This is a genomic window from Streptomyces hainanensis (genome assembly GCF_004348415.1).
Classification (GTDB): domain Bacteria; phylum Actinomycetota; class Actinomycetes; order Streptomycetales; family Streptomycetaceae; genus Streptomyces; species Streptomyces hainanensis.
The window spans coordinates 1-11,431 of record NZ_SMKI01000252.1 but is presented as its reverse complement, the minus strand read 5'-3'; the positions used below and the strand labels follow the sequence as shown (position 1 = coordinate 11,431).

The window sequence follows — 11,431 nt, the reverse complement described above, 5'->3', positions numbered from 1 at the left end:
GCTTCGCCTTCGTGTCCGGCGACATCTGCGACGCGGAGCTGCTGGCCTCCGTGGTGCCGGGCCACCGGGTGGTGGTCAACTTCGCCGCGGAGTCCCACGTCGACCGGTCCATCGCGGACGCCGAGGCCGTCGGGAGCCCTGACCCCGCCAGGGGTCACTCGTACATGGACTCGATCAACCCCACGAACTCCCGCTCCACCACCGGCCGCTTCAGCTTCAGGCTGGGCGTCAGGTCGCCGTGTTCGACGTCCAGTTCCCTCGGCAGCAGGCGGAACTTCTTCACGGTCTGCCACGGCTGGAGGCCGGAGTTCAGCTCCTGCACGTAGCCGTCCACCAGCGCGATCGTCCGTTCGTCGGCGACGATCTTGGCGTAGTCGCCGGGGAGGCCGTTCTGCTCGGCCCAGCTCGTGATGGCCGCCTTGTCGAGGCCGATGAGCGCGCCGCAGAACTTCCGGCCGGGGCCGACGACCAGCATGGTGGAGACGTAGGGGCAGACGGCCTTGAAGCGGCCCTCTATCTCGGTCGGCGCCACGTACTTGCCGACGGAGGTCTTGAAGAGGTCCTTCTTGCGGTCGGTGATCCGCAGGTAGCCGTCGTCCGAGAGTTCGCCGATGTCGCCGGTGTGGAACCAGCCGTCCGGTTCGAGTACCTCGGCGGTCTGTTCCGGCAGGCCGTGGTAGCCCTGCATGATGCCGGGGCCGCGCAGCAGGATCTCGCCGTCGTCGCCGATGCGGACCTCGAGGCCGGGGAAGGCCTTGCCGACGGTGCCGGTGCGGTTGGCGGCGCCGGGGTTGAGGAAGCTGGCGGCGGCCGACTCGGTCAGGCCGTAGCCCTCCAGGATGGGGAGGCCGGCGCCCTCGAAGAAGTAGCCGATGTCGGGCGGGAGCGCCGCGGAGCCGGAGACGAGGGCGCGGACCCGGCCGCCGAACAGTTCGCGGAGCTTGCTGTACACCAGCCGGTCGGCGACGGTGTGCCTGGCCCGCAGGGTGGCCGGCACGGAGGTGCGGCCGGTGCGGCGGAGGTTCTCCTGGGAGACCCGGCCGTACTCCTTGGCGACGTCGGAGGCCCAGCCGAAGATCCGGGCGCGCAGCGCGCCGCCGGCCTTGGCGCGCATGGCCGCGCCGTTGTGGACCCGCTCGTAGATCCGGGGCACGCCGCAGACGACCGTGGGCCGCACGACGGGCAGGTTCTCCACGATCTTGTCGACCCGGCCGTCGACCGCCATCGAGTGGCCGATCTTGACATGGCCGGAGAGCAGCACCTTGCCGAAGACGTGGGACAGCGGCAGCCACAGGTACTGGACGTCGTCGGGGTACAACATGCTGATGGCCTCGATGGCGTGGCCCATGTACGACCAGGTGTCCTGGGACAGCCGGACGCCCTTGGGGCGCCCCGTGGTGCCCGAGGTGTAGATCAACGTGGCGAGCTGGTCGGGCTGTTGGGCCGCGATGGCGCCCTTGACGCAGTCGGGGTGCTGTTCCAGGTAGGCGGCGCCGCGCTCGGCGAGGTCGGAGAGCGAGAGCACCCAGCCGTCCGGGTCGCCGTCGACGGACACCGCGTCGGCGGCCTCGATGACGACCACGTGGGCGAGGTCGGGCAGCCCGGCCCGGCGCTCCCTGACCTTGGCGAGCTGCTTGGCGTCCTCGGCGATCAGCACCCGGCTGCCGGAGTCGGACAGGACGTAGGCCGTCTCGTCGGCGGTGGTCTGGGGGTAGACCGTGGTGGTGGCCGCCCCGGCGCACATGATGCCGAGGTCGGCCAGGATCCAGTCGACCCGGGTGGCGGCGGCTATGGCGACCCGCTCCTCGGCCCGGACGCCGAGCGCCATGAGGCCGGCGGCGATCGCGTGCACCCGGCTGGCGGCCTCGGCCCAGGTGTAGCTGTGCCACTCGTCGGAGCCCCCGGCGGTCGGCACCGGATAACGGAATGCCTCCCGGTCCGGGGTGGCCTCGACGCGCTCCTGGAAAAGGTGGGCCACGGACGGCGGGCGGTTGTCGATCGGGAGCTTTTTCTCGGTCACGGACTTCCTCCGGGTGCCACGCTGCAACGGGGTGACCCACCAGTAACTAAGGGGTGGCGCTCAGACTAGGCGGCCACGCGCCCAGGCGTAAGGTCCTATTTCTTGTTCTTTCCCTCCGCGCTCTCGGAATCCGAGGAAAGCGCGGCGATGAACGCCTCCTGGGGCACCTCGACGCGACCGACCATCTTCATCCGCTTCTTGCCCTCCTTCTGCTTCTCCAGCAGCTTCCGCTTCCGCGAGATGTCGCCGCCGTAGCACTTGGAGAGAACGTCCTTGCGGATGGCGCGGACCGTCTCGCGGGCGATGACCCGGGAGCCGATGGCGGCCTGGATGGGCACCTCGAACTGCTGCCGGGGAATGAGCTCGCGCAGCTTCCCGGCCATCCTGACGCCGTACGCGTACGCCTTGTCCTTGTGCACGATCGCGGAGAACGCGTCGACCTTGTCGCCGTGCAGCAGGATGTCGACCTTGACGAGCTCGGCCTCCTCCTCGCCGATCGGCTCGTAGTCGAGGGAGGCGTAGCCGCGGGTCTTGGACTTCAGGGCGTCGAAGAAGTCGAAGACGATCTCGGCGAGCGGCAGCGTGTAGCGCAGCTCGACGCGGTCCTCGGAGAGGTAGTCCATGCCCTTCATGGCGCCGCGCCTGGTCTGGCAGAGCTCCATGATCGCGCCGATGAACTCGCTGGGCGCGATCAGGGTGGCGCGCACCACGGGCTCGCGGACCTCGGCGATCTTGCCGACGGGGTACTCGCTGGGGTTGGTGACCGTGTGCTCGGAGCCGTCCTCCATGGTCACCTGGTAGACGACGTTGGGGGCGGTGGCGATCAGGTCGAGGCCGAACTCGCGCTCCAGGCGTTCCCTGATCACCTCGAGGTGCAGCAGGCCGAGGAAGCCGACGCGGAAGCCGAAGCCGAGCGCGGCGGACGTCTCGGGCTCGTAGACCAGCGCCGCGTCGTTGAGCTGGAGCTTCTCCAGGGCGTCGCGCAGCGCCGGGTACTCGGAGCCGTCGATCGGGTAGAGCCCGGAGAACACCATGGGCTTGGGGTCCTTGTAGCCGCCGAGCGCCTCGGTGGCGCCGTGGCGCTGCCGGGTGACGGTGTCGCCGACCTTGGACTGGCGGACGTCCTTCACGCCGGTGATCAGGTAGCCGACCTCGCCGACGGCGAGGCCGTCGGCGGGGGTCATCTCGGGCGAGTTGACGCCGATCTCCAGCAGCTCGTGGGTGGCGCCGGTGGACATCATCTGGATCCGCTCGCGCTTGCCGAGCTGGCCGTCGACGACCTTCACGTAGGTGACGACGCCGCGGTAGGCGTCGTAGACGGAGTCGAAGATCATCGCGCGGGCCGGCGCGTCCGCCTGGCCGACGGGTGCCGGGACCTGGCGGACGACCTCGTCGAGCAGCGCCTCGACGCCCTCGCCGGTCTTGGCGGAGACGCGCAGCACGTCGCCGGGGTCGCAGCCGATGAGGTGGGCGAGTTCGGCGGCGAACTTCTCGGGCTGGGCGGCCGGCAGGTCGATCTTGTTGAGCACCGGGACGATGGTGAGGTCGTTCTCCATCGCCAGGTAGAGGTTGGCGAGGGTCTGCGCCTCGATGCCCTGGGCGGCGTCCACGAGCAGGACGCAGCCCTCGCAGGCGGCGAGGGAGCGGGAGACCTCGTAGGTGAAGTCGACGTGGCCCGGGGTGTCGATCATGTTGAGCACGTGGGCCGTGTCGTCGAACTCCCAGGGCATGCGGACCGCCTGGGACTTGATGGTGATGCCGCGCTCGCGCTCGATGTCCATGCGGTCCAGGTACTGGGCGCGCATCTGCCGCTGGTCGACCACCCCGGTCAGCTGGAGCATCCGGTCGGCGAGCGTCGACTTGCCGTGGTCGATATGCGCGATGATGCAGAAGTTGCGGATGAGAGCCGGGTCGGTGCGGCTGGGCTCCGGCGCGTTCGAAGAGATCGCGGGCACGCGGGGTCCTGTCGGGTCATGGCGGGCGGCGGTTCGTTGATGTCCCATGGTCCCATGCGGGAGGGGCTGCTCCGGATTGGGAGGCCGGCGGGGGCCGCTGGTACGCTGGACCGCTGGTGCCTCGGGTATCCCGCGACACCAATGGTCAACATCGACCAGTGTCAACATCGACATCGAACCTGCAAAGGCTCACATTCGTGGCGAACATCAAGTCCCAGATCAAGCGGATCAAGACCAACGAGAAGGCCCGGCTGCGCAACCAGTCGGTCAAGTCCGAGGTGAAGTCCGCCGTCCGTAAGGCGCGCCAGGCCGTGGCCGCGGGCGACTTCGAGGTGGCGGAGGCGGCCCGCCGTAACGCCGCCCGCAAGCTGGACAAGGCCGTCAGCAAGGGTGTGCTGCACCCCAACAACGCGGCCAACAAGAAGTCCGCGCTCGCCCAGCAGGTCAACGCCCTCAAGGGCTGACCCGGCGGCGCACCGCCACCGGTCACGTCGAGCGGCCCCTCTCTCCGCTCCGGCTGGTGCGCGCGCACCGGGCACCGCGCTGATCCCAGACGTTCGCCACGCGGGTGCGGTGCCTTTCCGAGCTGTAGAGCGGTATCGAGCGGTACGCCAGGGCCCCGAGCCCGCCCCTTCCCCAGGGGCGGCCGGGGCCTTCGGCGTGCCACGGCCCGCGCGTCGGCTTCGGCCCGCGCGTCAGCGGGAGCGGGCGGCGCGGGCGATGGTGACGACGGCCTTCTCCAGCGCGTACTCCGGGTCGTAGCCGCCGCCCTTGACCGCGGCGTCGGCCTCGGCGACCGCGCGCAACGCCACGGCGACGCCGTCGGCCGACCAGCCGCGCATCTGCTGCCTGACCCGGTCGATCTTCCAGGGGGGCATGCCGAGCTCCCTGGCCAGGTCGCCGGGGCGGAGCCCGCCGGGCGCGGAGGCCAGCTTCCCGATCGACCGCACGCCCTGGGCCAGGGCGCTGGTGACCAGCACCGGTGCCACGCCGGTGGCCAGCGCCCAGCGCAGCGCCTCCAGGGCGTCGGCGGTGCGGCCTTCCACGGCCCGGTCGGCGACGGTGAAGCTGGACGCCTCGGCGCGGCCCGTGTAGTAGCGGCCGACGACCTCCTCGTCGATGGCGCCCTCGACGTCGGCGGCGAGCTGGGCGCAGGCGGAGGCCAGCTCCCGCAGATCGCTGCCGATCGCGTCGACCAGGGCCTGGGAGGCGGCCGGGGTGGCGCTGCGGCCCGCGGCGCGGAACTCGTCGCGGACGAAGGCCAGCCGGTCGGCCGGCTTGGTCATCTTGGGGCAGGCGACCTCGCGGGCCCCGACCTTGCGGGCCGCGTCGAGCAGGCCCTTGCCCTTGGCGCCGCCGGCGTGCAGCAGGACGAGGGTGATCTCCTCGGCGGGGGCGGCCAGGTAGGCCTTGACGTCCTTGACGGTGTCGGCCGACAGGTCCTGGGCCTGGCGGACCACGATGACCTTGCGCTCGGCGAACAGCGAGGGGCTGGCGAGTTCGGCGAGCGTGCCGGGCTGGAGCTCGCCGGGGGCGAGGTCGCGCACGTCGGTGTCCGGGTCGGCGGCCCGGGCGGCGGCCACCACGCGCTGGACGGCCCGGTCCAGCAGCAGTTCCTCCTGCCCCACCGCGAGGGTGAGCGGGGCGAGGGGGTCGTCGGCCTTGGGGGGTCTGGCTGCCATGCGGCCCAGCATCCCACGCGGGTCCGACAGCGGGTTCCGGGCCGGGGACAATGGCCCGATGCGACATGTGCTGGTGCTGCCGGACCGGGACGCGGCCGAGGAGGTGGCCGCGGAGCTGGCCGAACGCCTGGGCCTGCCCGAGGAACCCCGTCCGGTGCGGGACGCCCTGGCGGGCGAGGACGACGCGGAGGACGCCCAGTGGCTGGTGGTGCTGGAGGACACCGCGCCCGGCTGGGACGTGGCGGCGCTGGCGGCGCTGGCCGAGGCGCACGACGGCTGGCTGGAGCGCGACTGACGGCGCCCGCGCGCCGGTCCTAGGACCGCGGCCCGATGCCCGCCCCGGGGATTCCGGGCTAGCGTGCGCCGGATGACGACCGAACAGGCGCCGGCGCGCGACGGCCGGCAGCGGAAGAAGGACGTGTTCACGTACCTGTCGGCCGACGAGGACGCCTGGGTGTCCACCTCGGGGGCGGGTGGGGAGCCGTGCCTGGTGCCGCTCTCCTTCGTGTGGCACGACGGCGCCCTGGTGATGAGCACCAGGTCCGCCAATCCGACGGCCGTCAACGTCGCGCGGGACGGGCGGGCGGTGGTGGCCCTCGGGCACACCAGGGACGTGGTGCTGATCGACGCCGAGGTGGAGTCGGTGGCGGGCGACGCCCTACCGGCCGCGGCGGGCGAGGCGTTCCTTGGCAAGCTCGGCTGGGACCCCAGGGGCCGGGCGAAGTGGGTGTTCCTGGTATTCCGCCCGCTGGCCGTGCGCGCCTGGCGGGAGGTCAACGAACTGCCGGGCCGGCGTCTGATGCGGGACGGCGTCTGGTTGGTGTGAGGGCGGCGGGGGTCAGCGGTCCAGCAGGGGGGCGATGCCGTCCAGGAGGCGGTCGAGGCTGAACTCGAAGAGCCCGTCGAGGTCGGCGGCGGCCTCGGGGATCCGTTCCAGGGACGCCAGGCGGGGGAACCGCGGGCCGTCGCCGTCCTGCCGGCGGAGCGCGACGGGGGCGACGCTGGCGCGCCACTGGGCGAGCGACGGGCCCTCGGCGCGGGACGACTCGATCTCGCTGACCCGGAGCAGGCCGAGCCCCTGCACCTGGCCGAGCACGCTCTGGGCGATCCGGTGGACCGTGAGCGGGTCGAGGCCGTGGCCGTCCAGCGCGGCCATGGCCCGCTCGACGCCGGCCAGGACGCTCGGCACCAGGGGCGGTTGCACGGAGGCGAGGACCTGGAGGGCCCAGGGGTGTGCGGTGTACAGCGCCCACTCGGCGCGGGCGACGCGGGCCAACTCGGCGCGCCAGTCGCCCGGGAGGCGTTCCGGGGTGCCGCTGGCGGCGTAGACGGCCTCGACCATCAGCTCGATCAGGGCGTCCTTGCCGTCGACGTGGTGGTACAGGGCCATCGTGCCGACGTCGCACGCCTCGGCCACCCGGCGCATCGACAGGGCCTCCAGGCCGTCGGCGTCGGCGATCCGGACGGCGGCCCTGACGATGGCGTCCACGGTCAGCCCGCCGCCCGTCCTCGACGGCTCCGGCTCGCGCTCCGACACCTCGGGGCGCGGCGGCTCCGGCTCGGCCCGCCGCGCCCGGTAGGCGCGGGCCTGGCAGGCGCGGGAGCAGTAGCGGGGCGCGCGACCGCGCGGCAGCCGGCCGAACTCCGTCCCGCATTGGGCACAGATCGGCATGCGACCCCTTTTCGTCACGACCAGCGAATGTGACGAAATGCTAGCACGGTGCCCGCCTGGACGGTGGGCGCTGAACGGAGGAAGTGCCAGTTCATCGGCATGAGTTGTCATCGCTTCGCGTGCGACGCGAGCCAGGAGCCGAGTGGGACTTTATGCTGTACGAATAGGTCCTTTCCTCCGGAGTCGAAGGAGCCTGGCGATGGCCGACGCCTTACCGCCCCCCGCGCCGTTTCCGACCGTCCGTGACACGCCCCTGGACCCGCCCGCCGCGTTGGGGCGGCTGCGCGGGAGCCACCCCGTCAGCAGGCTGGCCCACCCCGACGGTTCGACCGGCTGGCTGGTGACCGGGCACGCCCTGGTGCGCCAGGTGCTGGCCGACCCGCGGTTCAGCTCCCGCACCGAGCTGCTCCGCTCGCCGGTGCGCGTCGAGCCGCACGAGCCGGCACCGCCCGGCGTGTTCATCGGCATGGACGAGCCGGCGCACGCCCGCTACCGGAGGCTGCTCACCGGCCAGTTCACCGTGCGCCGCACCCGGGCCCTCGCGGCGCGCGTCGAGCGGATCGTCGAGGACTGCCTGGACACGACCGAGGCGGCGGGCCCGCCCGCCGACCTCGTGCGGACCTTCGCGCTCCCCGTCCCCTCGCTGGTGATCTGCGAACTCCTCGGCGTGCCCTACGCGTTCCACGGGGACTTCCAGCGCTGGACCACCGCCATGGTCAGCACCGCGAGCGGCCCGGCCGACTCCCGTGCGGCGGAGGAGGCGCTGACCGCGTTCCTCGCGGACATCGTGGCCGCCAAGCGGGCGGCGCCGGGCGGCGACCTGCTCAGCGGGGTGATCGACGCGGGTGCGCTGACCGACGAGGAGGCGGTGGGCATCGCCATGCTGCTGCTGGTCGCCGGGCACGAGACCACCTCGGGCATGTTGGGCCTCGGCACCTTCGCCCTGCTGTGCCACCCGGACCAGCTCGCCCTGCTCCGCGCCGATCCCGGGCTCGCCGACGGCGCCGTCGAGGAGTTGCTGCGCTATCTGAGCATCACCCAGTTCGAGGTGGCGGCGCGCTCCGCGCTGGAGGACGTCATTCTCGACGGTCGGCTGATCAGGGCCGGCGAGCCGGTCACCCTGTCGATCCCGGCGGCCAACCGGGACCCGGCGGTCTTCGCCGACCCCGACGAGCTGGACATCACCCGGGTGCCCAACGGCCACGTCGCCTTCGGGCACGGCGGGCACGCCTGCCTCGGCCAGCAGTTGGCCCGCGTCGAGATGCGCGTCGCCTTCCCGGCCCTGCTCCGCCGCTTCCCCGGGCTGCGGCTCGCGGTCGCCCCCGAGGACGTGCCGCTCCGGCACGACATGCCCGTCTACGGCGCGCACCGGCTGCCCGTCGCCTGGTAGGAGGACCACGGACATGAGCCGCATCCGTATCGAGGCGGACCCGGGTCGCTGCGTCGGCAGCGGCATGTGTGCCCTGCTCGCCCCCGGGCTCTTCGACCAGAGCGAGGAGGACGGCACGGTCGGCGTCCGTGACGGGGCGCCGCCCGACACCCAGCGCGCCACCGCCGCCGCCGCGGCCGCCGCCCGCTGCCCGGCCGGCGCCATCCGGATCGGCGACGGGTGAGACCTCGCCGGTCGTGACACTCCCGCGGCGGACGGTCGCGCGGGGCCCTTCGGCCGTGGCCGCGACGGCCACCGGGCCGTGCAGGTCGGTGCGCAGCACGGTGGCACCGGCCGCCGCCAACGCGGCGAGGGTGCGTGGGGCCGGGTGGCCGTACGAGTTGTCGGCGCCGGCGCTGATCAGCGCGAGCCCGGGGCGCAGCCGGTCGAGCAGTGGCTGGTGCTGGTGGGCCGAGCCGTGGTGGGCGACCTTCATGACGTCGACCGCGGTCAGCTCCGGGTGCGAGGCCAACAGGCGCTGCTGGGCGGGGGGTTCGAGGTCGCCGGGGAGGAAGACCGTCAGCTCCCCGACGCGCGCCAGCAGGGTGACGCTGGCGTCGTTGGCGCCGAGGCCGGCCGGATCGGGCGGCGGCCACAGCACCCGCCAGCCGAGGCCGGGCCCTGCCGTGCCGGTCTGGCCCGGCACGACGGGCTCGACCGGGACGCCCGCCTCGGCGGCGGTCCTGGCGACGAACGCGGCCTGGTCCGAGCCGTCCCGCACGGTCGTGGTCCGGATGGCGTCGACCCGCCGGCCGGCCAGCACACCCGAAAGGCCGGCCACGTGGTCGGCGTGGAAGTGGCTGAGCACCAGGAGCGGGACGTGGCGCACGCCGAGGTCGCGCAGGCAGCGGTCGATGGCGGCCGGCTCGGGGCCGGCGTCGACGACCACCGCGCTGTGCCCGCCGGCGGCCAGCACGAGGCCGTCGCCCTGGCCCACGTCGCACGCCACCAGACGCCAGTCGGGCGGTGGCCAGCCGGTGAGGATCCGGGGCAGCGGCGCGGGCCTGACCACGGCGAGGAGGAGCAGCAGGGCGCACAGCAGCGCCGGCCAGGGGCCGCGCGGCGCGCGGCGGGCCAGGACCAGCGCGGCCACCGTGACGGCGGCCAGCAGGGCGGCGCCCCACCAGCCGCCGGGCCAGCCGAGCTCGGCGCCCGGCAGCCGGGCGCCGGCCCGCGCCACGCCGGCGATCCACCGCGCCGGCCAACTCGCCAGCCAGCAGAGCGCCTGGGCCGCCGCCGGGGAAAGGGGGGCGACGGCCAGCGCCGCCCAGCCGAGCACCGTGACGGGCGCGACGGCGACGGCGGCCAGCAGGTTGCACGGGATGGCGACCAGGCTGGTGCTGGCGGCGAAGACCGTGATCACCGGCGCGCAGACCACGTGGGCGGCCGCCGAGGCGGCCAACCCCTCGGCCAGCGGCCCCGGGACCCGGCGGGCGCGCAGCGCCGCGCTCCAGCGCGGGGCGAGGGTGAGCAGGGCGCCGGTGGCCAGCACCGAGAGCAGGAAGCCGAACGACCTGGCCATGGTGGGCTGGTAGAGGACCAGCAGCAGCACGGCCGCGGCGAGTGCGGGGAGCAGTGCGCGGGTGCGGCCGGTGGCCAGGGCGAGCAGCGCGATGCCGGCGCAGGCGGCGGCGCGCAGCACGCTCGGGTCGGGGCGGCAGACGAGGACGAAGCCGAGGACGAGGCCGCCGCCGAGCAGGGCGGTGGGACGCAGAGGGATGCCGAACCGGGCGGCGAGGCCGCCGCGCTCGACCAGGGAGGCGGTGCCGAGCCGGCCGACGAGCACCCCGAGGACGATCGCCACCTGACTGCCCGAGACCACGATCAGGTGGGTGAGGCCGGTGGCGGTCACGGCCTCCTCCAGCTCGGGCGAGAGCGCCGCGTCGTCGCCGATCACCAACGCCGGCAGCAGCGCCTCGGCGTCGCCCGGCAACCCTTCGGCGGCATCGCGGAGGCCGGCCCTGAGCCCGCCGGCGACCCGCTGCGTGGGACCCGGCTCGCCGATGACGACGGGTGGCCCCGCGTCGTCGGCGCGCAGGACGGCGGCCAGCTCGGCCGCGCGCCCGGGCATCGGCGCGGCGGCCTCCGCGGTCAGCCGCAGCCGGGTGGTGGGCAGCAACTCAAGCCAGGCGGCGACCTGTTCCGCCTCCGCTGTCCGGACGACGAGGAGGACCGGGGCGCGGACGGCGTGTGCCGTGCCGTCCTCGGCGACGACCAGGCTGGTCTCGGCGGCGAACAGCACGGGCCGTGGCGCGCCGGGCCGCCCGGGGCGGGCGGCGGCCTGCCGTGGGTCCTCGGTGAGCGCGGCCTCCACGGTGAGCGGCTGCCCGGCGAGCGCCGGCCAGGGCCCGGCGCGGAGCGTGGCGGCGTGCAGCCCGGCGACGGTGCCGGCCGCCGCCGCGCAGAGCAGCGCCGTGGCGACGGCGCCGGTGAGCGGCCCGGCCCGGCGCCGCCCACGGCACAGCAGGATGCCGGCGAGCAGGCAGCAGCAGCACACGCCGAGCGCCGTGGTCCGGCCGCCGGCGCCGAGGGCCAGGGCGGCGGCCGCCCAGGCGGCGCCGGCCGGGGCGACGAGACGCAGGTCGGCGGGCACCCGCCGGTGGTGCGGGTGGGAGGAGCCGAGCCGGTGGCCGGCGGCGACGTGGACCGGATGTCGGCGGGACGGGGCGGGTG

At 74.0% G+C, this 11,431-nt stretch carries 9 protein-coding genes and 2 pseudogenes; 6 read left to right on the top strand and 5 right to left on the bottom strand.

Annotation, left to right across the window (positions count from 1 at the left end):
- Positions 1-122: pseudogene (locus E1283_RS22070) on the top strand (GDP-mannose 4,6-dehydratase); the annotation flags it as partial.
- Positions 123-154: 32 nt separating this feature from the next.
- Here E1283_RS22070 and E1283_RS22065 read toward each other — a convergent pair.
- Positions 155-2,020, bottom strand: a complete 1,866-nt coding sequence (locus tag E1283_RS22065; RefSeq protein ID WP_132819857.1) for an AMP-dependent synthetase/ligase — start codon at positions 2,018-2,020, stop codon at positions 155-157.
- A 95-nt stretch (positions 2,021-2,115) separates the two neighbouring features.
- Positions 2,116-3,975: a translation elongation factor 4 gene (gene lepA, locus E1283_RS22060; RefSeq protein WP_132819856.1), complete on the bottom strand. Its 1,860-nt coding sequence runs from the start codon at positions 3,973-3,975 to the stop codon at positions 2,116-2,118.
- A gap of 197 nt (positions 3,976-4,172) precedes the next feature.
- Between lepA and rpsT the strand changes: the two genes are divergently transcribed.
- Positions 4,173-4,439 carry a 30S ribosomal protein S20 gene (gene rpsT, locus E1283_RS22055; RefSeq protein WP_132819855.1) on the top strand — a complete coding sequence of 89 codons (267 nt, stop codon included), beginning with the start codon at positions 4,173-4,175 and terminating at the stop codon, positions 4,437-4,439.
- 231 nt (positions 4,440-4,670) lie between these two features.
- Here rpsT and holA read toward each other — a convergent pair whose 3' ends face one another.
- The gene (gene holA, locus E1283_RS22050; RefSeq protein ID WP_165956205.1) at positions 4,671-5,657 is read right to left on the bottom strand and encodes a DNA polymerase III subunit delta; all 987 of its coding nucleotides are present in this window, start codon (positions 5,655-5,657) and stop codon (positions 4,671-4,673) included.
- A 58-nt stretch (positions 5,658-5,715) separates the two neighbouring features.
- Between holA and E1283_RS22040 the strand changes: the two genes are divergently transcribed.
- Complete coding sequence (locus E1283_RS22040; RefSeq protein WP_132819853.1) at positions 5,716-5,952, top strand: hypothetical protein; 237 nt, start codon at positions 5,716-5,718, stop codon at positions 5,950-5,952.
- 72 nt (positions 5,953-6,024) lie between these two features.
- Positions 6,025-6,483 (top strand): pyridoxamine 5'-phosphate oxidase family protein, encoded by a 459-nt coding sequence (locus tag E1283_RS22035; RefSeq protein WP_132819852.1) that lies wholly within the window; start codon positions 6,025-6,027, stop codon positions 6,481-6,483.
- A 12-nt stretch (positions 6,484-6,495) separates the two neighbouring features.
- Here E1283_RS22035 and E1283_RS22030 read toward each other — a convergent pair whose 3' ends face one another.
- A complete protein-coding gene (locus E1283_RS22030) occupies positions 6,496-7,329 on the bottom strand; it encodes a TetR/AcrR family transcriptional regulator (protein WP_165956204.1) in 834 nt (277 codons plus the stop codon).
- A 199-nt stretch (positions 7,330-7,528) separates the two neighbouring features.
- Between E1283_RS22030 and E1283_RS22025 the strand changes: the two genes are divergently transcribed.
- Together E1283_RS22025 and E1283_RS22020 are read left to right on the top strand one after the other, a co-directional pair.
- A complete protein-coding gene (locus E1283_RS22025; RefSeq protein ID WP_132819850.1) occupies positions 7,529-8,719 on the top strand; it encodes a cytochrome P450 in 1,191 nt (396 codons plus the stop codon).
- Positions 8,720-8,732: 13 nt separating this feature from the next.
- Positions 8,733-8,942 carry a ferredoxin gene (locus tag E1283_RS22020; protein ID WP_341829946.1) on the top strand — a complete coding sequence of 70 codons (210 nt, stop codon included), beginning with the start codon at positions 8,733-8,735 and terminating at the stop codon, positions 8,940-8,942.
- A gap of 24 nt (positions 8,943-8,966) precedes the next feature.
- On the opposite strand, the pseudogene E1283_RS40125 reads toward E1283_RS22020, so the two are convergent.
- Positions 8,967-11,431: pseudogene (locus E1283_RS40125) on the bottom strand (ComEC/Rec2 family competence protein); the annotation flags it as partial.

Excerpts from the sequence above, each read along its gene's own strand:
- E1283_RS22035 (WP_132819852.1), top strand. The coding sequence starts at position 6,025 with ATGACGACCGAACAGGCGCCGGCGCGCGACGGCCGGCAGCGGAAGAAG.
- E1283_RS22030 (WP_165956204.1), bottom strand. The coding sequence starts at position 7,329 with ATGCCGATCTGTGCCCAATGCGGGACGGAGTTCGGCCGGCTGCCGCGC.
- holA (WP_165956205.1), bottom strand. The coding sequence starts at position 5,657 with ATGGCAGCCAGACCCCCCAAGGCCGACGACCCCCTCGCCCCGCTCACC.
- E1283_RS22040 (WP_132819853.1), top strand. The coding sequence starts at position 5,716 with ATGCGACATGTGCTGGTGCTGCCGGACCGGGACGCGGCCGAGGAGGTG.
- E1283_RS22025 (WP_132819850.1), top strand. The coding sequence starts at position 7,529 with ATGGCCGACGCCTTACCGCCCCCCGCGCCGTTTCCGACCGTCCGTGAC.
- E1283_RS22020 (WP_341829946.1), top strand. The coding sequence starts at position 8,733 with ATGAGCCGCATCCGTATCGAGGCGGACCCGGGTCGCTGCGTCGGCAGC.